Origin of the sequence: Nioella sp. MMSF_3534, from assembly GCF_030732985.1 — a bacterium.
GTDB lineage: Bacteria > Pseudomonadota > Alphaproteobacteria > Rhodobacterales > Rhodobacteraceae > Nioella.
Genome location: NZ_JASHJX010000052.1, coordinates 1 through 25,073, shown reverse-complemented (window position 1 = coordinate 25,073; position 25,073 = coordinate 1). Strand labels below are relative to the sequence as shown.

The window sequence follows — 25,073 nt, the reverse complement described above, 5'->3', positions numbered from 1 at the left end:
CCCCCCCCCCCCCCCCCCCCCCCCCCCCCCCCCCCCCCCCCCCCCCCCCCCCCCCCCCCCCCCCCGGGTCGACGCCGGCAGGCGGCGAAACCCGGTCATTCAGGCGTTCACGTCGACGACCACACGCCCACGCACGCCACCCTTGAGGATCGCACGGCCCAGATCGGGCAGATCGGCCAGCACCGCCGGGTGCACCATGGCCTCCAGCTTGTCCATCGGCAGATCGCTCGCGATCCGCTTCCATGCGCGAAGCCGGTTGTCATAGGGCTGCATGACACTGTCGATCCCCAGCAGGTTCACACCGCGCAGCAGGAACGGGATGACCGTCGCGGGCAGCCCGGCCCCGCCAGCCAGACCCACGGCGGACACCGAGCCGCCGTATTTCATCTGGCCCAGAACCCGTGCCAGCATTGGCCCGCCCACGGCGTCGACGCAGCCTGCCCAGGTTTCCGATTCCAGCGGGCGCTTGACGGTTTCGTTGATCTCTTCACGTGCCACGATGCGCTTGGCGCCGAGTCCCTTGAGGTAGTCCTCCTGCTCGGGCCGACCGGTGACACCGGCCACGTCATAGCCCAGATTGGCCAGGATCGCGGTCGCGACGGACCCGACGCCACCGGCGGCACCCGTGACCAGCACTTCGCCCTTGTCCGGGGTCAGCCCGTGATCTTCCAGCGCCATGACCGCCAGCATCGCGGTGAACCCGGCGGTGCCGACAGCCATCGCCTGACGCGATGTCATCCCCTCGGGCAGCGGCACAAGCCAGTCGGCATTGACCCGCGCCTTCTGGCTGTATCCGCCCCAATGCGCCTCGCCGACGCGCCAGCCGGTCAGCACGACCTTGTCGCCGGGCGCATAGCGCGCATCATCCGATGCCTCGACGGTGCCGGCGAAGTCGATCCCCGGAACATGCGGATACTTGCGGACAAGACCGCCGCCCGGCCCGATGCACAGCCCGTCCTTGTAGTTCACGGTGGAATAATCCACGGCCACGGTGACATTGCCCTCGGGCAGATCGTCCAGACCGATCTGCTCCACCGCGGCCGAGGTCTTGCCGCTCTCTTCGTCTTTTCTCACGACCAATGCGTTGAACATCTCGATTCCTTTTCTTTGCGAAGGGCCGCCCGGAAAGGCGACCACGTGACTATCAGTTCCAGAACGCCTCGTACACGGTTGCCGCGCGCACGCCCTCGGGGGTGACGACATCGACCTCGGTAAAGGCGTCCCAATGGGTCATGCGGATCATGCCGATCGACACGTTGGTGTTGAAATCGGGCGACCAGACCGCCGAGCTGATATTGCCCACATGCTTGTCGCCGACCACCACGGGCCACTGCCGGTCGCAGGGCGGCACCGCGTCCCCGTGGATCTCGACAGGGCGGATCTGCTGAACCGGGCCTTCCTTGGACACCCGCAACAGCGCGTCACGCCCGACGCAGCCAATGGCCGTCGCGGTGTTGCAGAAGCGGCCAAGCCCGCATTCATGGGGGGTGTTGTCGTCGGTCATGTCATTGCCGTAGGACAGCAACCCGCTCTCGATCCGCTCGATCAGGTTGGGACAGCCCGCATGCACATCCAGATCCTTGCCCGCCTCCATCAGCGCGTTCCAAAGCGGCATGCCGATATCCGAGCCTTCCACATAGATCTCGAACCCGCCCTGCTTGGAATAGCCCGAGCGCGCGATCACGAGGTTGCGCCCCTGGAAGTCGAAATGCCCGAAGCGGAAGAAACGGATATCGCGGACCGCGTCGCCGAAGACCCGCGCCATCAGCTCATCGGCCTTGGGCCCCTGCACCGCGAGCGGTGAGACATCGGGTTCATCGACCAGCACATCCAGCCGGTAGCCATAGGCGATGCCCTTGACCCACAGCAGCAGGTCGCTGTCGGCGATGGAGATCCACCAGCGGTCCTCGGCCAGCTTCACCGCGACGGGGTCGTTCAGCATGCCGCCCGTCTCATCGACGATCGGCACGTAGTAGCACTGGCCGGGCAGCATGCCCCGCAGGTCGCGCGGGGTCAGCATCTGCATCAGGCGGCCCGCATCGGGGCCGCGCAGTTCCACCTGGCGTTCGCAGGCCACGTCCCAGACCTGAACGGCCTGTTTCAGATGGTGATAGTCTTCAACCACCGAGCGGAAGACCGTGGGCAACAGCATGCGGTTATAAACCGTGTAACCTTTGACGCCAGCGGCTTCGACTCCCTCGGAAAAGGGGGTGCGGCGCAGGCGGCGGGATAGGGAAATCAGAGCCATGACGGCAGACTCCAACAAGGGTGGGTGGGGAAAGCCCTACGGGGGCCTCCTGCAGGAAGCCCCCAAGGAACGTCATTCAGATCAGCGTCTTAGCGCGGACCTTTCCAGTCGATCTGGCAGATCTCGGCCGAACGCCCGTCGAAATCCCAGACCCGGCCATAGGCGCGCAGTTTGCCCTTGGAGGCAGAGGCCACGGTGATGTCGGGACCCATCCAGTACTGGGTGTTGGTGACGACCAGATCGCTGTCGGGGTCATTGCCGGAAACAGGGGTCACGACACCCTGGATCTTGCGGCCAACCGTGATGTGGCGTGTCTTGCCCTCGGTCTCATACGTGACCGGCTGACGCTCGTGGCCGAGGATCTCGCCCACGAGGATCTGGAACAGGCCCGTGGTGCCCTTGGCTGCACCCGAGAAGATCGCGACCAGCGCGTCATACTGATCCTCGGTGGACCGGTCGTCGATGAACAGGGCCACCTTCCAGTTGCCGCGCCCCATCATGCCGGGGATCTCGATCATCAGGCCGATATTGAGACCGCTCAGGTCGATATCGCCATAGCTGCCGCTGTCGATCCGCACACCGCCCCAGGTCTGGCAATGGCCTTCGGTCGGGGGATGTTTGCCCAGCGAAATCACGCAAGGACAAAAGACCGTACAGTTGCAGTTCAGGATCAGCTCGCCCTTGATTGCCCAGGGGACGGTGCCGATGTCGCCGTCGAGTGCCATGTGACTTACTCCTCTTTCAGATTCCATTCAGCGCGACGAAAACCGCGCCCGCCAGCAGCGCGACCCCAAGGGGCCGTGTCAGCCAGCGCCCGATATCGGGCAGTTTTTCCAGTGCCATCAGCAGGGTCGCGAGCCCCATGAAGGCGATGTTCATGACGCCGCCCACGAAGGCGAGCATCATCAGCGCCCAACAGCAGCCAAGGCAGACCGCCCCGAGACGCAAACCGTTGCGAAACGGCCCTTCGTCATAATGCTGCATGAAGAAGGTCATCGGCGCCCGGCATTTGGACAGGCAGGCGTCCTTCAGGGGCGTGAACTGGTAGGCCCCGGCCATGGCAAGGATACCCGCAGACAGCGTCGCCGAGGCGCTGGAGCCGAACGGGTCCAGCAGGCCAGCCCTGAACAGCACAAGCTGTGTTGCGGCAGCCATGACCGAAAACCCCAGCCAGATGACGAGGTACCCGCCCACAAGCGCCGAAAACCGGGTCTCGGCGCCGCTGTGGGACAGATCCTCATAGGTGGCGAAGGCGGGCAGCGCCGTGGGCGCCATCATTGCCGCCGACATCAGCGCCCACATCAGCGCCATCCGCGCGAATCCCGCCGCGTCGGGGGTCAGGTTGCACAGATCGGCCCAGAAGCCCGTGCCATAGGCCCGTCCCGCCGCGCGCAGCTCTGCCGGGATCGACATGGCATAAAGCGCCGCCCATGCCGCAAGGATCAAGGCAAAGAGCGCCAGCCAGTGCGGCCCCCGCATCGCTCTGATCCGTGTTGCAAACAAGGCTGGTCCTCCCCGACTCAGGTCTTGCGTTTTAAATGTCAGACTTTTAAATGTCTGACAAATGAATTCTCGAAAGTGACGCTACGTGAAAATCGACCCCAAGAGCAGCGCCGACCTGTCAGCGCAGATCGCCAAGGCCATCCGCGATTCCATCATTGCGGGCGACCTGATCGTCGATGAACGCCTGCCGTCAGAGGCCGAACTGGCCGAGCAGTTCGATGTCTCGCGCTCGACCGTGCGAGAGGCGCTGAAACGTCTGGCCGCGCAATCGCTCATTCGCACGCAGCGCGGGGCCTTCGGCGGGGCCTTCGTGAACCGGCTCTCCTACCTCGATGCCTATGGCCAGCAGATCACGACCTCGACCCTTCTTCTGTCGATGAACAGCGTCAGTTTCGATACCGCCTGCGAGGCGCGCTATGCGCTGGAACGCTCTTGTGCGCCGCTGTCGGCAGAGCGCCGCACCGCCGATCACCTCGCCACCATGCGCGCCGAGATCTTCCGCCAGCAGCAGCCGGGCCTGACGGATGAGGCCTTCTGCGCCTCTGACGTGGCCTTTCACCGGGCGCTTGTGGATGGGGCCGATAACCCGGTGCTGTCCTATCAGCTGGCCGGCGCAGTCGAGGCGATGCAGCCCCTGATGAACATGATCACCTTCACCGCGCGCTCTCGCGAGGCGATTGTCGCGTTGCATACGCGCATTGCTGACGCGATTGAGGCGGGCGAAGGGTCTGAGGCCTGCGAAGGCCTCAGCCAGCTGGAACGCTATACGGTCGAGCTTGCCCGCTCGGTCATGGCCAAGCGGGCAAACCGGGAGACCGTTTAGTTCCGGTCGAAGCTGATCGAGCCGCTCCAGGGGCCGTAATCCATGGTCGTGGCCCCGTTCCATTCCGAGCCGCGATAGCTTTGCAGCCCCGGGGATGCGAGCACGGTGACGGTGCCGCCCGCAGCGCTGATCACGCCAGAGTGGAGCGCGGCAACACAGATGTTGCTGTCATTGGTGTACGGACCAGAGCCCCAGGCCGACCCGGTATAGGGCGCTGCGGGGCAGCTGCATTCATGGATCTCCGCCCCTGCCGGCATGGCCCCGCAGGCGGGCATCTCCATCGACACCAGCGTGATGGTGAAGCTGCGGTCGTAGGAGCCCCAGGTACTCGTGGTGATGCCGTTCTGGGTGGAGCCGGGATAGCTTTGATATCCGCCACCGGGCGTCACCAGTATCTGCCCGCCATTCGCGCCGATCACACCCGCATGGGCAGCGGCGACACAGACATTGCTGTCGGCGGTGTAGACATTGGTGCCCCAGACCGCCCCGGTTCCACCGCCAGAGGCGCAGGAACATGTGGTGGGGCTGTTGATGCCCATGGCATTGGTGGGGCACGGGGCGTTTTGCGCGGATGCGGTGCCTGCCATGGCCAAAAGGCCCGCAGCGGCAGCAGCCGCGAGGCCCGCCTTTCGAGATGTGATTGTCATATGGCTTTCCTCCCTGAGAAATGGTCGTCTGAATGCGATCCAGTCTTCTCCAGCTTTCGGCACCGATCAAGCGTTTTGGTGACGATTGCCGTTGAACCGCTTGCCCGGAAGACCTATCTTGGGGGCGTCCCCTCGGGGACTATGGACATAAACGCGCTCGTAATAAGCGGATCGGACCCGGGGGCGGTACCCGGCGGCTCCACCAATATCCTTCGTTTGGGGATCATGGGGCCGAAACAGGATCGACGAACGTCTAAAGGGGTTTTGCTTTGTCTCGGCTGTCTGCCACCGTTACCGGCGAAAACAGTACAATTGCAAACGACAATCGTGCTCCGGCAATGGCTCTGGCTGCGTAAGCAGTTCGGGTCGCCGAAACTAAGCCCTTGCGCCTAGCCGCGTAAGGCGGGGTCCGCAGGCACCTGGCAACAGAAGCCTGCACTTTCCTCTCTATCAAGGCGACCGGCAAAACGGGCTTTCGAAAGCCCGTGGGACGCGGTTTCGAAACCGCGTTGCAGCGCCTGTTGAAGGCGGACCGCTCAAGACGTTGCGGCGACGTGCCAGCCCATGCCCGCGGCTGCACCCGGTGTGATCGGAGCGACCGAACGGGCTTTCGAAAGCCCGTTATAAGCGGTTTCGAAACCGCTTCCCCCGCCAGGCCTCAGCCCGGTTGCATTGCGCCCAAGGTCTCGATCAGCGGCCAGTTCCACCACAGGGCCACCCCCCCGAGCCCGAACCCGATCACATAGTAGATCGCGTCATGCAGCGGATCCCAGGCGCGGCTGCGCGATGCGAGCCAGCCCACCACCGGATGTGCCGCCAGCATCGCCAGCCCCTGCCCCGCCAATGCTCCGGGCAGGCCATAAAGCGTGATCCCCGCGACCATGCCGACGATCACGAAGACCGCCCGCGTCGCCGCCAGCACGAAGAACCGCTTCGAATCCCCCGCCGCCAGGGCCGCCTGATCATAGGTCACGCCAATGATGGCGGGGATCTGGATGACCGAGATCAGCACCACCATGCCCCCCGCCGCGATATAACGCGGGTCGTAGAGGAACCCGATCAGCCAGTGCCCCAGGAAGGCAGGCACCATGACCATCGCGATCATGCCTGCCGTCGCCAGCATTCGCATCCGGCGCAGGCGCAGGAAGTTCTCGCGGCTCTCGCCTGGAGGGCTTTCACGGTAGATGGGGATCATCACCTTGCGCACCACGACCGAGCCCATGAGGAACGGGAAAGAGGCCCAGAAGAAGCCGATATTGTAGATCCCGAAATCATGGGTCGACAGCCAGCCACCGATCACCACCTTGTCGGCCTGCCCGATGGCAAAGCCCGCGATGGTGCTCAGAAACACCCATTTGCCGAAATGGATCAGCTCCTGCGCGGCGGCGCTTTCCCATCTCAGGCGGTTGCGCTCGCCGGGCAGGAACAGGTCAAAGAGCAGCACCTGCGCGATGGCCGAGATCACGCCGGAGATGACCAGTGCCCAGACCGATTGCATCGCCCAGGCCAGCCCGATTGCCACAAGCACGCCGATCACCTGCGTGCCCATGTCCAGCACCGTCACCCGCCCGGCCCGCAGATGCCGGTTCGCGGTCTCGTGCCGGGTCGGGGTGAAGCCCAGAACCAGCTGGGTCAGCGCGGCCACGGGCAGGTAGTAGATCAGGTCGGGCTCCCCGAAATAGACCGCCATGGGCCAGGTCAGCGCGCAGGCCACCAGCCACAGGCTGACGCCCCGGATGATCTGGATCGTCCAGGCGGTGTTCAGGAAATCCCGGTCGTCGCCGCGTTTCGACTGCATGATCGCCGGGCCGACACCGACATCGGAAAACATCGCCAGCCCCATCAGGAAGACCGACACCATGGCCATGACCCCGAACGCCTCGGGAAACAGCAGCCGCGTCAGGATAAGGTTGGACGCCAGCCTGAGAAACTGGGAGAAACCAAAGCCAAAGAGGTTCAGCCCGGCGCTGCGCATGGCGCGCTGCATCAGCCCCTGTCCCTGATAGAAACTCCGGATCGCCCCGATCATCTGCCCCGGCTCCAGTCCCTTGGGGCGGGAGACAACCTCACCGCCAGCGCAACACCTGCATAGGTCAGGAACCCTAACGGATCGCGAAGTGCAAGCACCATCTTGCCCCGCAAGCCGAGCGTCTGCTTGTCGTCATTGGCAAGGCTTTCGGGATAGAGCCGTGCGATTTCTTGCACGCCCACATCCTGCCGTTTGCGAACCTTGATCAAAGCCCGGAACCCCTCGGCAATCGGCCAATCATAGGGCGCATCCGCAAGATGCCTCTCTTCGGGCGCGAAGAGCAGGCGCACATAGGTGTCATCCGAGATGATCGGCGGAAACACCCCCCACCTCGCCCGCCCCGGCCCGTTCACGGCAAAGAGTCCGCAACCGGGCACCCCGCGTGCCATGAAGGGAACGCTCGACCAGAAGCGCGCGTAGCGCCGCGCCGTGGCACCCTGCCCGGTGATCCGCACGCGGCCGGAGGCATAGGCCGGTGCAGCCCGGTCCAGCGTGCGCCAAAGCGTGGCCATCAAACCGGGACTGACCGTCACATCCGCATCCAGATAGGCCCGCGCCGGATAGGCGGCGGCCGCATCCCCGGCGTTCAGCGCCCTCGGCTTGCCAAGGCCCGGCAGGTCCAGCACCTCGAACCCCCAACCTTTCGCGCGGGCCTGGTCGGCAAAGCCTTCTGCAATCCTGACGGTGTCATCGGTGCAGCCATTGGCCACCACGATCACATCCACCGGCACCGCCAGCGGGTCGGACGCCAAAAGCGCCCGCAGGCAGTCGCCGATCAAGGATGCCTCGTTATGGGCCGGGATGATGACCGAGATCATGACCACCCCCTTTTGCCTTTGACCTTCCAGCCGTTTTTCCGCAGGTTGGGCGCGGGCAGAGACGGGCAAGACAGGTCATGACCGAAACGCGACACATCGGCTATCTGGTTCCGCAATTTCCGGGCCAGACGCATATCTTCTTCTGGCGCGAAATCGCGGAGCTGGAAAAGCGTGGCGTCATCGTGGATCTCCTGTCCACCCGCCTGCCGCCTGCCGGTCTGGTGGCGCATGACTGGTCCGAACAGGCCATGGCGCGCACGACCTATCTGGGCAAGGCGGATGTTCTTGCGGGGCTCTCTGCCCTGCCCCGCCTGCCTTATGGCGAGCTGCTGACGGAGGCCCGCGCCGAAGGCAAGGCGATGGTCAAGGATATCGCCGTCTCGATCCCTGCCGCACAGCGCCTGATACGCCATTGTCGGGCGCGTGGCATTGCCCATGTCCATGTGCATTCCTGCGGGCGCGCGGCATTGATCGCCGCGATTGCGCGCCGCATGGTCGGGCCGCGCTATTCGCTGTCGCTGCATGGGCCGCTCAGCGACTACGGCCCCGGCCAGCGCTTCAAGTGGCGGCACGCCGATTTCGCCTCGATCATCACCGAGAAGCTGAAGGCCGAAATGCTGGCGGAGATGCCCGAGGACCTTCCCGAAAGGCTCTTCATCCAGCCCATGGGCGTGGATACCGATGTGCTGGCTCCGACCGGCCCCTACAGGCCCGTCTCCGATGGGGAACCGCTGCGGCTGTTTTCCTGCGGGCGGCTCAATATCGTGAAGGGCCATCAGGATCTGATGGCGGCGGTGCGGCTGCTGCGCGATCGGGGGCGTGACGTGCAGCTCCATATCGCCGGGCAGGACGATGATGGCGGCTCGGGCTATCGCAAGGTGCTGGAGGCGCGGATTGCGGAACTTGGTTTGGCTGAGCATGTCCGCCTGCTTGGCGCGGTCGATGCGGGCCGGGTGCGCGACGAAATCCGCGCGGCGCATCTTTTCGTGCTGGCAAGCTGGCACGAACCGCTTGGCGTGGCGCTGATGGAGGCGATGAGCTGCGGCACCCCCACCATCGGCACCAATGCGGGCGGCGTGCCGGAACTGATCCGCGACGGGGTGGACGCGGTGCTGGTGCCGCCCAAAAGCCCCGAGGCGCTGGCGGCGGCCATTGCCGCGCTTGCCGATGACCCGGACCGCTGCGCGCAGCTTTCCGTGGCCGGGCGCGCACGGATCGTGGAAGGCTTCCACTCCGGTCGTGGGGCCGAAATGCTGATCGAGGGGGTCTGGGGCTAGGCTGGTCACGGCTCAGCTGCCCTCCACCGCGTAGAACAGGCCCGGTTCCTCGGTGAATTCCGCGACCTCCACATCCACCAGCCACACCGGGCCATCGGGACCGTTCAGGATGACGCGGCCCTCCTCTTCGACCAGCGCATAGTCGGCGGCCAGACCGGGCAGTATCGCCAGATCGTGCCCGCCACCGCCATGGGCGCGATCACCGGGACCAAGGTACAGACGGTCATTGCCATCGCCCGCCAAGAACACATCGCGTTCTTCCGTGCCATGCAGATCGTCGCCCCCGGCGCTGCCCCATCGGTACACCCCATGGGCAAAAGCCCTGTCGCTGCGAGGCTCCCATCCGCCCGCCGTAGCGTTATAGGCCATCAGTGTGGCCCACCGGGCCGTACTGTCATCCAGATGCCGCAGCGCGCCCCAGCTTCCCCATTGGCTGGCCGCACTGACATCGACGAAGGCGTTGAACAATGTACCGCCGCTATCCCGCCAGCCTATCAGAAGTTCCGCATAGAGTTCAGCCATTTGCGGCGAATAGTTAAAGTCGATCAGGAAGCCGGTAAGATCCTCGTTCCAGACATTTTCACCTAACCCAACTACATGGGTTCCGCCCTCATACATGACCATGGACAGCCCGTGATCGGCGGCCACCTCGGCATGATAGGGCAACCAGGTATCGACCAGCTCCCCAAGGCTGCCATCCCGCAGGGCCTCTGCCGCAAGATCGAAGCCATCTTCGCGTTCGATCCAGCTCAGCACCTCTTCGACACGCTCATCGCTGCCAAGCTCGGTGCCGAAATAACCCGCAACCGCATAGGCGTCGAAGCTTTCATGGGGTGCGGCCCGGCCCTCTTCCTGTGCCAGCGGGGCCTCCAGCAGGGGCACCTCCAATCCCGGCCGCGAGGTCTGCGTGGCGATCACACGGATCAGCCGATCTTCCTGCCCGTCGAACACCTCGGCCCAGATATCGGCCACCTCAGCGGCGCGCAGCCCGGCGAACTGCATCCAGGCATCGCCCTCGGCCCCGTCCCACCTGAGTGCCGCCATATCCGCCGCCCAATGGGCCTGCGAGAACAGGAAGTTCCAGACCTCGTTCGACCATTCCGCGTAGACGCGCAGATCGGGGGCCAGCCGTTCCTCCACATAAGAGGCAAAGGCGCGCACGTAGCGGTCGTCGGCCATATGGGGTAGCGTGAACCACGGGTCGGCACCGATCTGGTTGGCCAGCCTCACCATCACCTCGACCGGCACGCCCCGGCGCACCCAGGTGTAATCGGACAGGCGCGGGCGGTCGGTCCAGATCACCTGTGGCGAGGCGTTGGTGTCCATCCAGTCCATGAACCGGATGCTGCGCAGGTCACGGATGCGGCTGATCCAGTCGGGATTGAACAGCTCCCCCAGTTCATGCAGAGGGATGTGATCCTCGCGCAGCACCACGATATCGCGGATCGGGTCGGCGGCATTGGTGGCCTCGATGCGCAGGGCAACAGGCCCTTCGCCGGGGGTGAAGTCGAACCACGCCTCGTGATCGCCCATCTCCACATTTTCCACCCGCCCGCCAAGCCGGAAGGTTCCGCGCCCGGCCCATGTCACACGGTAGCGCCCGGCGGCGCTGGTGGCCTCCGGCGACAGATCGGTCAGGATGAAGCTTTCCAGCGCAACCACGCCCTCTGGCAGACCAAGCGGCCAGCCTTCAGGCGTCAGATGGTTCGACAGCTCCAGCTCGCTTGCGTCGATCCCGCCCCATTGCCCCTCCAGATGCCCGACCCAGGGCCGGGCCGAATGCATCAGATTGATGAAGGGCAGTTGCGTTGACCAATCCGACAGCCCTGTCAGCCCCATGGCAAGCGCCGGATCGGTCAGGCCGGTTTCCGGCGTCAGCCCCGCATGGTCTTCCAACGCGCTGCCTTGTGCACGCGCCCAGATGAAGCCCGCGATATCGGTGTAGCCATCCCGGACCTGCGCATGGATGCTGTCGGGCAAGTCGCTCAGAACCGGTGGTTCTTCGTTGAAGATCGCCGCGTAAGTTACCAGGGCTGCTAGGAAATACAGTGTTGGAGTGCCATGCGGTGCGTCATCGAGATAGAGATCGGTGGCCTCCAGATCATCGAGCGGCCCTTCGCTGAACATCTCTGCAAGGATCGACGCGACGGGGATCAGCGTCACATCCAGTTCCGGGCGCGCCTCGCGGATCATGTCCACATAGTCGACATACCAGTCGTGATACTCCCCCCGGTTATACGCATGATACCGCCGCAGGGCGCGCGGGCGTGGCGGGAAGCGGTTGGAGATCAGGGCGAGATCGGACCAGCCTTCGTAGATGAAGAACCGCGCACCGCGCGCCTGAAACTCGGTCCAGTCGAAGACGCGCAACGTGGCCGAAAGCGGGCTGTAGCCTTGTGGATTGTCCCATTCATAGGGGGCATCGGGCGGGTTGGCCTGAATGAAATTGGCATTGCTGAGGATGATCGTGTTGAAATTCGCACGCCGGAAGGCGAAGCGCTCGGAATCCCAAATCGAGGGTACGTTCTGGAAGGACCAGTTGGGCTCTGGCGGCAATTGGTCGGCGAACTGCAAGGGCGCGCCAAAGGCCCCGTCTGCGGCAAACCCGTGCCCGCCCGCCTGCGCCAGCACCGACAGCCAATGGGGCATTGTCGTCTCATCGCTGCCCGAGACATGGTTGATCAGCGAGTTGCCGTAGATGAAGGCGCGGATATCCTGTTGCTGCGCATGGGCGGGCAGCGCCGCCAGCAGGCACAGGGCCAGCGCAGCGGTCAACCTATTCAGCCGCATGGTTCTGCCTGTCCGCCATCGGTTCCGGCCGGTCATTCCGTTCCCCCAATATCCATTTGTAAACCTCTGAAATCTGGTCGGCTTTCCTGTCCCATGTAAACCGGGACGCTACCCGACCCAACCCTGCGCGACCAGCCTTGGCCAAAGCGGGGCGATCCTGTTCCAGCCGCTCCAGTTCCGCCCGGAAGCCCGCGACAATCGTGGCGCGCGCCCCCAAGGGCACCTTCCATCCGGTGCCCTCCGTCAGCAGTTCCGCCGGTCCCGCATAGTCCACGATCAGGGACGGCACGCCAAGGGCCATCGCCTCCAGCACCACGCCGCCGCCGAATTCTCGGATCGAGGGGAAGGCCATGAGGTCGGAGCCTGACAGAACGTCCTGAACCGCGCCGTGTTCCATCCAGCCATGGAAGGTCACCGCGTCCGACACGCCAAGCGCCTCTGCCTGAGCCTTCAGCCCCGGCAGCATCGGGCCATCACCCACCATGTCGAGCCGCAACCGTCCATCGCGCAACAGCGGGCTTGCGGCCTCCAACAGCATATCGGGGCCCTTGTAGGGCACCATCCGCCCGATGAAACAGGCGCGAAGCGGCCCGTCCTTACCGGGGTCAGCCCGCTTGGCAAAGCGCGCGGGGTCGATGGCGTTTTCGGGGATGTAGAAGGTCTTTTTCCGCATCGCGGAAGGGATCTCGCCTTCGGTATGGCGCGATCCTGCGATGATCGCCGCCGCATGTTTCAACGCCCGCCTGCGCCCCGGCAGCGCCTTGTAGGCCCCGCGAACGTAGCTCAGCCATTCCTTTTCCTGCCGCCGTTCGGCATCGAATTCCTTCGGCCATGGCACACCGCCATTCAGGGGCCCCAGCACGAAAGGCACGCCCGCGCGGGCGCATTTCGCGGCCAGCGGGCTGGAGATGGTGGGCGAGAGCGGCGTGATCCGGTGGACGATATCATAGCGCCCCGCCCGTATATCCGCCTCGAACTGACGCCATACAAGCCGTTCGAAATGCGGATAGGACAGTGCGTTGATCAGTTGCAGCGTCGTCCAGCCCTTGCCGCCGCCGCCCCTCAGCTTCTCGCCGATGGCCCAGAGCGGGCGCGCGAAGGCCTCGGAATCGATGGCGGTGAAGTCCCGGCCCTCCACCAGACCCGCCCGCAGGATCGCCTCGCGGTTTCTGACCTGCGTGACCAGATGCACATCGGCCACATCCGCCAAGGCACGCGATAGCGACCAGCCGATCAGCGGCACGCTGACCCATTCGGGATTGGCGGCCTCGGCAATGATCAGGATGCGGGGGGGATGCTGGGTCATGGGCGCACCTACAATACCGTTCGCAAGGGCGTCAGGACCTTGCGCCGCCGAGCGGTCTGCACCTGTTCGGAATATCCCAGCAAGGCCCCGGCAAAGAGAAAGCTCATCGGGGTCAGCGTCGCATTGGGGATCATGTCGATCACGTTGATCGCCAGGATCAGCACCGCGCCGCCCACCCATGGCGGAACCTCGCGGCCGATCGCGGCCACGCGCCACCAGACGAGGAAGATCGGCAGGGTCAGCAACCCGAATTCGGCAAGGAACCCGGCCCATCCATAGACCCCGATGGTGATGATCCAGCGGCCATCGGTGGTGGTCAGGATTTCACCTGTCGCGCCATCGTAGATCTGGTTGCGCCCCCATGTGCCCCAGCCGAAGACGGGTCTCTCCATGGCCCTGTCGATCAGGATGTTTTCATTGTCCAGCCGGAAGCGCAGGGAATTGGCGCGGTCCTCGTCGACGCTTTCGGCCAGTTCCAGAATGTCGGCCTCGGGGATGAGATGAAAGCTCTTGAGGGCGGGATATGCCAACACGAGACAGGCCAGCAACATGGCCACGCGAAACTGCATCCGGCTGCCAAGGAACAGCAGAACCGGGGCGAAGGCCGCGGCATAGAGGATCGAGGCCATGGATTTGCACAGGATCAGCACGAGGCCCAGATAGGCCGCCGCCGCCCACCATAGCAGCGCCCGGCGGCTGCGGTCGCTGCGCGCGATGGTGATGGCCGACAAGAGCGCCGTCAGCGCAAGGAAAGCCGCCCAAAGCCCATGGTAGAGGAACACGATGGGACGGAAGCCATCGCCCCGGATCATCTGTTCGAAGGAATGCTGGAAATAGCCGTAGATCCAGATATTGAGCTGCGGGCTGAGCCGCACCTCCAGCAGCATCGGCAGCGAATAGACCAGCCCCGCCAGCAGCATCGCCCAGAGCAGATCGCGGATGTCTTCATCGCTGCGCAGGAAATCGCGCGCCAAAAGCAGGGGCGAGATCAGCAGCGCCTGGTTGATGCATTGGGCCACGGCCTCGCGGATGCGCAGGGGCGGCAGGGTGAAACTGTCGAAATAGACCGGGTCCATATTGGTCAGAACAGTGCCGAAGGGGCTGAAGATGAACAGCAGCACCAGGGCACGGGCGGTGTTGTTTTCCGGCAGGAAGCGCAGCTCGCCCCGGAACATGACCAGACAGGTAAACAGCGCCGCCAGCCCCGGAATGGTCTGCTTGGTCAAGGGCGGCATCAGCGGAAAGTCGAACCCTGCCGGTTCGGGGGGCAGGAACAGGTAGCCCAGGATCAGCGAGGCCAGCAGCGCACGCCCTCTGGGCAGCCTGACGAACAGCCAGACCACGACCACTGGGTAGATCACCAGCGCAAGAGATGCGAGCGCGTTCGGCATGCCTGTATTCTGTTAACCTTTGTAGCTCATCGTCATGTTAATGCCCGGATTCCCCTCTAGATGGGGGTTCAACACGGGGTATACCCGGAACTTGGGGCAGAAATATGCCCCGCTGGCAGATTGAGGGCAAAGGGCATTGGAATGAGTTCGGGCAGCGACAGACGGCTGAAAATCGCCTATCTGTGCGATTTCGATCCCCGCGATCCGACGCTCTATTCGGGCGGCAATGCGCGTATGCTTGCGGCCCTTGAAACCCATGCTGGCGAGGTCACCGTTCTGCCGCAGGACTGGGGGTTGGCAGAGCCCCTGCGCCGCGCCGTTCTGGCCGCGCCCGAGGCCTTCAGCATCCGCGCCCGGTGGCGGCTGCACCTGATGCTGTCCCGCCTCATTTCCCGGCGGGTGCGCAAGGTTCTGGCGACAGATCGCTTCGACGTGCTGTTCGGCGCCTATTCCTTCCACTCGCTGCACCGCCTGCGCCCGCCCTACCCGATGGTCACGGCCTACAGCTCGGACGCGACGCCGACGACCTACAAGCAATCCGCTGTGGGGCAGAGCTTCGGATCGTGGTTTTCCCCGGCGCGCGTGATGGACCCTCTGATCGAAGCCGCCGAGCGGCGCACGTTTCGCGGGCTCGACCTTGCGCTTTGGCCGTCGGACTGGCTGACAGGTGCCGTGAATGCGCGCTATGGCCTGCCCCCCGACCGTTCGCTGACCGTGTCCTGGGGGGCCAATGTGCCCGATCCCGGCACGGCCAGCACCGCCGCCCTGACGCAGGGCGGGCCGGTCGATATCCTTCTTGTCGGGCGCGACTGGACCGCGAAGGGAGGCTGGACAACGGCGGCAACTGTCGCAGCCTTGCGCGACCGGGGCGTCGATGCCCGGCTGACCGTGATCGGCTGCACGCCGCCGCCCGAGATCGGCCGGGACGGGCTGACCGTCCACCCCTACCTGGACAAGTCCAAACCGGAGGATCTTCGGATCTTTCATGATTGCTTTCGCCGCGCCCATTTCCTGTTGATGCCGTCGATGGAATCCTATGGCTTCGCCTTCTGCGAGGCATCGGCCTACGGCCTGCCGTCGCTCTGCCTCGATGTCGGGGGCATTCCTGTCTGGAATGGTTTAAACGGCGATGCCCTGCCGCCCGCTGCCGGACCCGAGGATTTCGCGCAGGTTATCCAGGGCTACATGGACACCCCCGAGCGTCATGCTGCCCTGCGTGTCAGCGCAAGGCAGGTCTACGAGGAGAGGCTGAACTGGGATAGCTGGGGCCGCGCCGTGGCGGGTCTGCTGCGGGATGCGGTCAGTGCCCGGTCCCGCGCAGCACCACCCCGAATGTCCGGCCAATGATCGCCAGATCGGTCCGCAGCGACAGGGTGCGGTAATAGGCCTGATCATAGCCCGCACGCTCGTGAAAGCTGCTTTCATTGCGGCTGGAAGTTTGCCAGTAGCCGGTGATGCCGGGGCGCATGACATAGTATTCCGTACCCGGATACAGCGCGCGTTGGTTGCGCATCATCGGACGCGGGCCAACGATCGACATGTCACCGGTCAGCACGTTCCACAGCTGCGGCAGCTCATCCAGCGACGTGCGGCGCAGGAACTGGCCAAACCGGGTGATCCGGGGGTCGTTCTTCAGCTTCTGGTGGCGGTCCCATTCGGCGCGGGCCTCGGGATTTTCCGACAGGTAGCCTTCCAGCACCTGATCCGCGCCCATGACCATGGTCCGCAGTTTCCACATGCCGAAGACGCGGCCATTCATGCCGATGCGTTCCTGCCGATAGAACGGCGAGCCGCCCTCACGCAGGATGAGAACCAGGGCCGAGACCAGAACGATCAGGGCCGCAGGCAGGGCTGCAAGCAGAACGATGGCGATGTCCAGAACGCGCTTGGCGTGCTGCCGATAGACTGACCGGGTTTGGATAAACCGGATCGGCGCCACCGCATGCGGTGCCTCATCCTGGCTGTAAAGGCCGAAACGCTCATACATCGACAACACCCTCCTAAAGGGGGGCGACCGTTTCCGATCGCGACAGACAGCGCTTCCCTGCCCCGCCAGCGACTTCTGGCGCGGTTTAGAAAGTCATTCAGGTTTTGGGTGCGGAAAGGCGCAGATGAGTAACCGGCCCCCCCCGGGTCGCGATCAGTCCATCCCCACCTTTTGATGCTGCAAACCGGGTGGCAGTCCGGCGATGCAGCACCGTCAAGTCATGGCCGACCAGCGCTTTCGCACAGCCGTAAATTGGCATTTGTGGCATAATTTCGTCAATTTCATTTTGCCCATTTCTACCTATGCGTGCATGGCCAAATTGGGCATAATTGTGGCAACGGCCTGGGGAAAAAATCCTTCAATATCAGTGATCGCATCAGGATTCCCAATGCCGCCGCGCCATCATTGTCCCAGCTCTGGAAACAGTGATCGAGTGATTGAACACTTATAGGTTGTATTTCGCAAGTTGCCCTGTCCATTTGGTCAGGTTTGTCTTTCGGAGCGGAAACAGACGCATTCAAGTATCGAGCGCCGGGGATCTTCCGCTCGAAAGCGTCAATAGGTGGCAAAACCATGGCTTGTTTCCGGCATCAAGACGCTGAAAGCAGGACAAATAGTTTTCATGGTTAACGCAACTCTCCTTAAGGTTGCACAATGTGGCGAAACAATGGCGCAATCCGCGCCTCTTTGTCCCTGATTACGCCGTATTTCGCCACAATCTGATTCGCGGGTCGAACGCTAGCGCACCGGAAAACCCGGCTTTTCCTCGGGATTTCCGTCAAAAACCCCAGCTTTCCGCCGGGTCGTATGCCGCTGCCGCCGCGCCTCATTCCCGCCACGATTTCCGCCTTGTCCTTGATACGGGCGGCGACCATGCCCATAACCTGCCACAGACACCCTGAACCGGAGACATCATGCCCGAGCTTGAGCCCACTCTTGACGCATCCTTCTATCTGACGGCAGGCGCCATCCTCGCTCTTCTTCTGCTATCCGCCTTCTTCTCCGGCTCGGAAACCGCTCTGACCGCGGCATCCCGCGGCAAGCTGCGCTCGCAGGCCGATCGCGGGTCAAAGGCGGCGGAACGCGCGCTGCATCTCACCGAAGACAGCGAACGGCTGATCGGATCGGTCCTGCTTGGCAACAACCTGGTCAACATCCTGGCTGCTTCGCTGGCCACCTCGCTGTTCACTCGTGCCTTCGGGGAAAGCGGCGTGGCGCTGGCGACGCTGGTGATGACCTTGCTGGTGCTGGTCTTCGCCGAGGTTCTGCCCAAGACCTATGCCATCACCAATGCCGAAAAAGCCGCCTCGGCGGTCAGCCCGGTCATCAAGGTCGTGATCCTTGTCTTCTCGCCCGTGGTCGCGACGGTTCAGGTGCTGGTGCGCGGGATGCTGCGGATGTTCGGCGTGCAGGCCGACCCCGACAGCAAGGTGCTGTCCGCCCATGAGGAAATCGCAGGCGCGATCACGCTTGGCCATTCCGAGGGCGTGGTGGAAAAGGAACATCGCGACCGGCTGCTTGGCGCGCTCGACCTGGGCGACCGCACGGTCGAGGAGATCATGCTGCATCGCTCCAATATCGAGATGATCGACGCCGACGCGGATGGGGAAACCATCCTCAGCCAGCTTCTGCATTCCCCCTATACCCGCCTGCCCGTCTATCGCGGCGACCCCGAAAACATCATCGGCCTTGTCCACGCAAAAGACGTGCTGCGGGCCATGGACCGGCTGGTGCGCGGGCCGGATGCCTCCGAGGCGGGGCTGGCGGCGTTTTCCGTCACCGACGTGGCGATGAAGCCCTATTTCGTACCGGAAACCACCACGCTGGATGACCAGATGCGCCAGTTCCTGCGGCGCCACACCCATTTTGCGCTCGTCGTGGATGAATATGGCGCGCTACAGGGACTGATCACGCTGGAGGATATTCTGGAAGAGATCGTCGGCGAGATCACCGACGAGTTCGACGTGGAAGAAGTGGTGAACCTGACGCCCGGCCCGGATGGCAGCTACCTGATCGAAGGCGGCATGACGATCCGCGACCTGAACCGGGCGACCGACTGGAATCTGCCGGATGAAGAGGCCAACACCGTAGCAGGTCTGGTCATCCACGAGGCGCAGATGATCCCGGAAGAGGGGCAGGTTTTCAGCTTTCACGGCTTCCGCTTCGAAGTGGCCGAGCGCCAGCAGAACCGGCTGACGCAGCTGCGGGTACGCAAGTTGCTTTAGGGGGCACCGCGCGTACCACGCGTCTACCGGCCGGGGGGCGCTGCCCCGTCGTCATTGGGCTTGCACCAATGGCGTATCCAATGGCACCCTCCTAGGTATTTTTGCCAAGATGAAGAAGCCTGTCGCTTTTGGACTTGCGGGCGGTGGCGGCAGAAGGCTGACTTCCACCAGAATTGCAGGGAGCGACAACGATGAAAACAAGCACCAGGGTATGCGTGATCGGGGGCGGGGTTGTGGGCTGTTCGGTGCTCTATCACCTGACCAAGCTCGGCTGGTCGGACGTGATGCTGGTGGAGCGCTCGGAACTGACGAGCGGCTCCACCTGGCACGCGGCGGGCGGGTTTCATACGCTGAACGGCGACACGAACATGGCCGCGCTGCAGGGCTACACGATCCGGCTTTACCGCGAGCTGGAGGCCCTGACCGGCATGTCCTGCGGTCTGCACCATGTGGGGGGCGTGACGCTGGCCGACACGCCCGAACGCTTCGACATGCTGAAGGCCGAACGCGCCAAGCACCGCTTCATGGGGCTGGAGACGGAGATCCTCGGCCCCGAGGAGATCAAGGCGATCGCGCCGATCACCAATGTCGAGGGCGTGTTGGGCGGGCTTTACGATCCGCTCGACGGGCATCTGGACCCGTCCGGCACCACCCACGCCTACGCCAAGGCCGCGCGCATGGGGGGCGCGGTAATCGAAACCCATTGCATGGTGCGCGAGACGAACCAGCGGGCCGATGGCACGTGGGATGTGGTGACCGACAAGGGCACAATCCATGCCGAACACGTGGTCAATGCCGGCGGGCTTTGGGCGCGGGAGGTGGGCGCGATGGCGGGATGCTACCTGCCGCTTCATCCGATGGAGCATCAGTACCTGGTGACGGACGACCTGCCCGAGATCTACGAGCGCGAGGTGGAGCATCCGCATGTGATGGATCCGGGCGGCGAAAGCTATCTGCGACAGGAAGGGCGCGGGCTTTGCATCGGGTTCTACGAACAGCCCTGCAAGCCCTGGGCCGTGGGCGGCACGCCATGGGAGTTCGGGCACGAGTTGCTGCCCGATGACTATGACAAGATCGAGGACTCGATTGCCTTCGCCTATCGCCGCTATCCGATCCTTGAACGCGCCGGGGTGAAGACGGTCATTCACGGGCCCTTCACCTTCGCGCCCGATGGCAACCCGCTGGTGGGTCCGGTGCCGGGGTTGCGCAACTACTGGTCGGCCTGCGGTGTGATGGCGGGCTTTTCCCAAGGCGGCGGGGTCGGCCTGACGCTGGCGCAATGGATGGTCGAGGGCGAGCCGGAGCGCGATGTCTTCGCCATGGACGTGGCCCGCTTCGGGCGCTGGATCACGCCCGGTTACACCCTGCCCAAGGTCATCGAGAACTATCAGAACCGCTTTTCCGTAAGCTACCCGAACGAGGAACTGCCCGCCGCGCGCCCCTTCCGCACGACGCCAATGTACGACATCTTCGACCAGATGGGCGCGGTCTGGGGGCAACAATACGGGCTGGAGGTGCCCAATTACTTCGCCGAAGGCGATGAGCCGCGTTACGAGACGCCCTCGTTCCGCCGCTCGAACGCGTTCGAAGCGACGGCGCGCGAGGTGCAGGCCGTGCGTGGGGCCGTGGGTATCAACGAGGTGCAGAATTTCGGCAAGTACCGCGTGACGGGGGCGGATGCGCGCGGCTGGCTCGACCGGGTCATGGCGGGGCGCATTCCGAAACCGGGGCGGATCAGCCTGACGCCGATGCTGGCCCCGTCCGGGCGGCTCATCGGGGATTTCACCGTGGCCTGCCTGTCGGAGACGGAGTTCCGCCTGACGGCGAGCTATGGCGCGCAGGATTTCCATATGCGCTGGTTCGAGGGGCAGCTTGCGGGCGATGTGCGGGTTGAGAATATCTCGGACCGCTCCACCGGCTTCCAGATCGCGGGGCCACGCGCGCGCGACCTGCTGGCGAAGGTGACGCGGGCGGATGTGTCGAACGCCGCCTTCCGCTTTCTCGACGTGAAGCGGCTGTCGGTCGGCATGATGGAGGCCACGGTTCAGCGGGTCAGCTACACCGGCGATCTGGGTTATGAAATCTATGTCGATGCCATGGAACAGCGGGCCCTGTGGCAGCTCTTGTGGAACGCAGGACAGGATTTCGGCCTCAAGCCCTTCGGGATGCGGGCGATGATGAGCCTCCGGCTCGACCGGTTCTTCGGGTCCTGGATGCGGGAGTTTTCGCCCGATTACATGCCCGGCGAAACCGGGATGGACCGGTTCATCAAGTGGGACAAGGATTTCATCGGCAAGGAAGCCGCCGAGACGGAGCGCGCGGAGGGCCCTGCGCGCAGGCTTTGCACCTTCATTGTCGAGGCCGGGGATGCCGATGTGGTCGCCTATGAACCGATCTGGCTAGATGGCAGCGTGCAGGGGTTCTGCACCTCGGGCGGCTATTCGCATTACGCGGGCAAATCCGTGGCCTTCGGCTTCGTCCCGACCGAACGCGCCGTCGAGGGGCTGGAGGTCGAGATCGAGATCCTCGGCAACATGCACAAGGCGCGGCTGGTGACGGAGATGCTCTTCGACGCCGACGGCGCGCGGATGCGGGGATGAGCGATGCGGTGATCCTGCTGCTGGCAGCCGGGGCATCGTCGCGCATGCGGGGGGCCGACAAGCTGCTGGAGGAGGTGGGGGGCGAACCGCTTCTGACCGTCATGGCGCGGCGCGCGGCCAAGGCCGGGGCGTTGCGCGTGACCTTGCCCGAAGGGAACGCCGCGCGGGCAGAGGCACTTGCCGGGATCGACTGCGAAATCGTGACCCTGCCCGCGGGCTGCGACCAGTCGCAGTCGCTGGCGGCCGGGGTTGCGGGGCTGTCCGGCCCGGTGCTCGTGATGCTGGCCGACATGCCCGAAGTCACCGCCCATGACCTGCATCTGCTGCTGACGCTTTCAGCGCAGGCCCCCAATGCCATCCTGCGTGCAGCCGATGAGAATGGAACGCCCGGAAACCCGGTGCTCTTCCCCGCCAGCCTGCTGCCGGAGCTTCAGAAGATCAAAGGCGACAAGGGCGCGCGTGGGCTGCTGAAACAGCATGCGGCACGGGTGCATCTGGTGCCCCTGCAAGGCCAACGCGCGCTGATCGACCTGGACACGCCCGAGGACTGGGCAGCGTGGCGCAAAGCCCAATAGAAAAAGGGGCGGCGCAAAGCTGCACCGCCCCAGTCCGGGTCCGGGGAGAGGATCTGCCCCCTCTCCCCCTGTGTCCCTGCTGCATTCTGTCGTTAACGAGTGATCAGGCGCGCCTCGTGGCCTTTCAGAACCTTGCGGGCGGCGGCATAGCTGTCGATCCCGGCGGGCTGCTGAAGTTCGGGGAAGAGCGTGTAGATCTCGTCCCGCTGCTCCGCGCCCATGCCACCAAGGGTCTGGTCGCCGGGCTGGAAGCTTTCGGTCCAGGCGCCGTCTGCCAGAACCACCTCGTGCCGGTCGAACATGAAGTGGATATAGGTGGTGCGGATCGTATCCATGTAGCGAATGCCCTTGTGGTCGATCAGATGCTTGGCCGCGACCAGCACTTCGCTTTCCTCGAAATAGAGCTGCGTGCGGTCATTGCCGACCAGCATGCGGTGCTGCGGGCTGACCAGCATATCGCGTTCCGGCAGACCGTTGCCAAGCGACCCGGCCTTGATCAGAACCGGGCGCAGGTTGGGCGCACGGCGCAGTTCGGCATGGTTCAGGGTACGCGATCCGATCCAGCGGATTTCCTGAATGCCGTTGTCGCGGGTGATGATCTTGTCCCCGGGCTTCAGGGCCTCGACGGCCACCTCGCCACGGGGGGTTGCAATGCGGGATCCGGGGGTAAAGCAGGGCACGACGTTCTCAATCTCCTCGAAGCGCATGGTGCCGGTGATGTTCTCGGGCGCGAAGCCGTTGCCATCGTAAAAGGTCACCGTGCCGTTTTCAGAATTGTCGGCGTCGAGCACGACGCGCAGCGGGCCGGAACCCGTCAGGTCGAGCGTGTCGTAATCGTCGCCGGTGCCCCCACCGTCCACGTAGTCGCCAGCATTGCCGCCAAGGATCACGTCCCGGTCGGCACCGCCGTAGATTTCGTCTTCGTCGATGCCGCCATCCAGCGTGTCGTTGCCGGCACCGCCATAGATCGTGTCGTCATCGTCCTGGCCATAGACCACGTCGTTGCCGTCACCGGCTTCGATGTAATCGCGGCCATTGTCGGTCACCGCGTCGGGGCCGATCGGATTGCCGTCCGAGCCGTCATCGGTGATGTTGAGCTCATCCGGGAAGCCGGGGCCAAGCCCGCCATAGATCGTGTCATTGCCACCATCGCCCAGGATCGTGTCAGAGCCTTCACCGCCGACGATCAGGTCATCGCCTTCGCCCGCGTCGATGGTGTCATCGTCAAAGCCGCCGTCGATCTGGTCATGGCCAGCGCCGCCGGTGATGCTGTCGGCATCGTCACCGGCAAAGATCGTGTCATTGCCCGCACCACCGTCGATGGTATCTCTCGCATCAAAGGGGTCGCCATCGCCTGGGAACAGGCCAGGATAGCCGCGGTCGGGCAGCGGCAGGTTGCTATCCAGTCGGGTGTCGATCAGATCGTCGCCATCACCCCCATCGACGGACGCGTTTCCATCGCCACCGATCAGGTGGTCGTTGCCGTCGCCACCGATGAGCGTGTCATTGCCGCCTTCGCCCTTGATGGTGTCGTCTCCGCCTTCGCCATCGAGGTAATCGTCGCCATCATTGCCCCAGATGATGTCGTCCCCGACACCGGCATGGACGGTGTCATTGCCTTCACCGGCGAGCACAACATCGTCATCGGGCGCAGCCCCATCGAGAATGGCATCCCCGGCGTCGATCATGTCGCCTTCGGGATCGCCAGTGTAAGCCAGGTTGATGTTGTCATCCCCCGGAGTGCCGTCGACGACGCCGTCTACACTATTCGGATTCACTATTTCACCAGCCATTGTCGTCTCCTTTACGCCCTGCCCGAACGCGCAACTTGCGCGGCCTCGCGGCGAACCACTGAATTTTCAATGACAACGAAAGACGAAGACTGCTGCTTCAGCGCATGGACGGTCAGGTTAAAGACCAAGGAAACCAAGAACATCGCACATCCCCTGACGATCGGTGTCGAACACGTTCCAACCGGTTTGCGATGTATGAAGAATGTGTGGGCGGGCGCACGAAGGCCGGGACCGAAGCAGATGGGCCGACGGCCAAGGGGCGCGCGGCAGGGGCCTGCCTGGCAGGGCAGTTCCCTCATACTGTTCCGCAAAACGTTGCGGCTCACATGCCACCTGCCGATCTGTTTGAACCGGCTGGTATCGTGCGGCCGCCCCCGTGGCCTTCAGACATCGCCCCCCAGTTGGGCTGACCCAGTCATAGCCCGAGCGGGCCGATCCAAGAAAGCGAAAATTGTTTGAAACATGGCAAGAGAGCGTCGGCTTTGATCGAAATAGGGCAATTTCGTGGTTAACGCGGCTCTCCGAACTGGGCCGTTTGTCGCCGGGGTGGAAACAGCCACTGACATCTCCCAATTTTGGCGAACCTGATAGAAGCAGTTGTTGTTATTGGATTTCGACGGAGTCATGCAGGGCCTCTGTCGGATGGCTGGCGGCCACAATCGCTACCCCTCAAGCCTACAACGTTTCTATTTCATAAACAGTGCATTGGCGCAAAGATGGAAACGCAGTGTTAACCATGGCGGAATTTGGGCAGCATTGCGCTCCGGCTGACACATTTCCAATCCCGCGTCAAACCCCGGCTTTGGTTCCAATGCGGAACCAATTCAATGCGAATCACTTTCTTCGCATCGGAATACTCAATCCTTTCAAGGCCGATGACCGCCTAAAGTGTTCGATTAAGGAAACCGTGATCCGACGCCCGCGCCGCCCCAGTTCCGCCACAGATGCTGGCACCGCGCTTGCCATATGCGCCCCAAATCTGCCTCATTTCACTGGCATCCTTGGTTTCAGGCAGCAACAAACAAGCGGAGCACCTGGATGCCACAACCGCACCCCACCCC

General features: G+C 63.9%; 18 protein-coding genes and 1 other RNA gene. 7 read left to right on the top strand and 12 right to left on the bottom strand.

The genetic code is table 11. From position 1 onward, the window contains the following. Positions 1–99 precede the first annotated feature (99 nt). The 4 genes from acuI to RBB16_RS17785 all read right to left on the bottom strand — a co-directional run bounded on the left by acuI (position 100) and on the right by RBB16_RS17785 (position 3,727). A complete protein-coding gene (acuI, locus tag RBB16_RS17800) occupies positions 100–1,092 on the bottom strand; it encodes an acryloyl-CoA reductase (RefSeq protein WP_306047426.1) in 993 nt (330 codons plus the stop codon). A gap of 52 nt (positions 1,093–1,144) precedes the next feature. Next, on the bottom strand, positions 1,145–2,248 hold the full coding sequence (locus tag RBB16_RS17795; RefSeq protein ID WP_071689695.1) for a dimethylsulfoniopropionate demethylase: 1,104 nt from the start codon (positions 2,246–2,248) through the stop codon (positions 1,145–1,147). A gap of 89 nt (positions 2,249–2,337) precedes the next feature. Then, entirely contained in the window at positions 2,338–2,973 is a 636-nt protein-coding gene (locus RBB16_RS17790; protein ID WP_306047425.1) for a DUF1326 domain-containing protein, read from the bottom strand. A 16-nt stretch (positions 2,974–2,989) separates the two neighbouring features. After that, a complete protein-coding gene (locus RBB16_RS17785) occupies positions 2,990–3,727 on the bottom strand; it encodes a DUF2182 domain-containing protein (protein ID WP_306047424.1) in 738 nt (245 codons plus the stop codon). Positions 3,728–3,836: 109 nt separating this feature from the next. On the opposite strand from RBB16_RS17785, the gene RBB16_RS17780 reads away from it, so the two are divergent. Next, positions 3,837–4,574, top strand: a complete 738-nt coding sequence (locus RBB16_RS17780) for a FadR/GntR family transcriptional regulator (protein WP_306047423.1) — start codon at positions 3,837–3,839, stop codon at positions 4,572–4,574. On the opposite strand, the gene RBB16_RS17775 is transcribed toward RBB16_RS17780, so the two are convergent. Further along, positions 4,571–5,221, bottom strand: coding sequence for an LCCL domain-containing protein (locus RBB16_RS17775; RefSeq protein ID WP_306047422.1), 651 nt, complete (start codon positions 5,219–5,221; stop codon positions 4,571–4,573). The two genes, RBB16_RS17780 and RBB16_RS17775, sit on opposite strands and share 4 nt — an antisense overlap. 87 nt (positions 5,222–5,308) lie before the next feature. On the opposite strand from RBB16_RS17775, the gene ssrA reads away from it, so the two are divergent. Beyond that, positions 5,309–5,661: a transfer-messenger RNA gene (ssrA, locus tag RBB16_RS17770) on the top strand. A 218-nt stretch (positions 5,662–5,879) separates the two neighbouring features. Here the strand turns inward: ssrA and RBB16_RS17765 are convergent. Together RBB16_RS17765 and RBB16_RS17760 are read right to left on the bottom strand one after the other, a co-directional pair. Further along, a complete protein-coding gene (locus RBB16_RS17765; RefSeq protein WP_306047421.1) occupies positions 5,880–7,250 on the bottom strand; it encodes an oligosaccharide flippase family protein in 1,371 nt (456 codons plus the stop codon). After that, positions 7,247–8,068: a glycosyltransferase gene (locus RBB16_RS17760; RefSeq protein WP_306047420.1), complete on the bottom strand. Its 822-nt coding sequence runs from the start codon at positions 8,066–8,068 to the stop codon at positions 7,247–7,249. Before RBB16_RS17760 ends, RBB16_RS17765 begins: the two co-directional genes overlap by 4 nt. A gap of 77 nt (positions 8,069–8,145) precedes the next feature. Here RBB16_RS17760 and epsE point away from each other — a divergent pair, with 77 nt between their 5' ends. Beyond that, entirely contained in the window at positions 8,146–9,345 is a 1,200-nt protein-coding gene (gene epsE / locus RBB16_RS17755; protein ID WP_306047419.1) for an exopolysaccharide biosynthesis GT4 family glycosyltransferase EpsE, read from the top strand. A 12-nt stretch (positions 9,346–9,357) separates the two neighbouring features. Here the strand turns inward: epsE and RBB16_RS17750 are convergent, their stop codons facing one another. Genes RBB16_RS17750 through RBB16_RS17740 form a run of 3 tightly spaced genes read right to left on the bottom strand, consistent with a single transcriptional unit; the run spans position 9,358 to position 14,832 of the window. Then, a complete protein-coding gene (locus RBB16_RS17750) occupies positions 9,358–12,135 on the bottom strand; it encodes a calcium-binding protein (protein WP_306047418.1) in 2,778 nt (925 codons plus the stop codon). Continuing rightward, a complete protein-coding gene (locus tag RBB16_RS17745; protein WP_306047417.1) occupies positions 12,122–13,441 on the bottom strand; it encodes a glycosyltransferase family 4 protein in 1,320 nt (439 codons plus the stop codon). The genes RBB16_RS17750 and RBB16_RS17745 overlap by 14 nt, the downstream gene beginning before the upstream one ends. Positions 13,442–13,449: 8 nt before the next feature. Next, positions 13,450–14,832, bottom strand: coding sequence for a hypothetical protein (locus tag RBB16_RS17740; RefSeq protein ID WP_306047416.1), 1,383 nt, complete (start codon positions 14,830–14,832; stop codon positions 13,450–13,452). A 141-nt stretch (positions 14,833–14,973) separates the two neighbouring features. Here RBB16_RS17740 and RBB16_RS17735 point away from each other — a divergent pair, with 141 nt between their 5' ends. After that, positions 14,974–16,179 (top strand): glycosyltransferase family 4 protein, encoded by a 1,206-nt coding sequence (locus tag RBB16_RS17735; RefSeq protein ID WP_306047415.1) that lies wholly within the window; start codon positions 14,974–14,976, stop codon positions 16,177–16,179. Here RBB16_RS17735 and RBB16_RS17730 read toward each other — a convergent pair. Next, the gene (locus RBB16_RS17730; RefSeq protein WP_306047414.1) at positions 16,133–16,819 is read right to left on the bottom strand and encodes a sugar transferase; all 687 of its coding nucleotides are present in this window, start codon (positions 16,817–16,819) and stop codon (positions 16,133–16,135) included. The two genes, RBB16_RS17735 and RBB16_RS17730, sit on opposite strands and share 47 nt — an antisense overlap. A 914-nt stretch (positions 16,820–17,733) precedes the next feature. Here RBB16_RS17730 and RBB16_RS17725 point away from each other — a divergent pair. From RBB16_RS17725 to RBB16_RS17715, 3 genes are all read left to right on the top strand, one after another. Then, positions 17,734–19,044, top strand: coding sequence for an HlyC/CorC family transporter (locus RBB16_RS17725; protein ID WP_306047413.1), 1,311 nt, complete (start codon positions 17,734–17,736; stop codon positions 19,042–19,044). A 191-nt stretch (positions 19,045–19,235) separates the two neighbouring features. Continuing rightward, a complete protein-coding gene (locus RBB16_RS17720; RefSeq protein WP_306047412.1) occupies positions 19,236–21,644 on the top strand; it encodes an FAD-dependent oxidoreductase in 2,409 nt (802 codons plus the stop codon). Then, on the top strand, positions 21,641–22,219 hold the full coding sequence (locus RBB16_RS17715) for a nucleotidyltransferase family protein (protein ID WP_306047411.1): 579 nt from the start codon (positions 21,641–21,643) through the stop codon (positions 22,217–22,219). The genes RBB16_RS17720 and RBB16_RS17715 overlap by 4 nt, the downstream gene beginning before the upstream one ends. A 92-nt stretch (positions 22,220–22,311) precedes the next feature. Here the strand turns inward: RBB16_RS17715 and RBB16_RS17710 are convergent, their stop codons facing one another. Then, positions 22,312–24,012, bottom strand: coding sequence for a Hint domain-containing protein (locus RBB16_RS17710; RefSeq protein WP_306047410.1), 1,701 nt, complete (start codon positions 24,010–24,012; stop codon positions 22,312–22,314). Positions 24,013–25,073 lie beyond the last annotated feature (1,061 nt).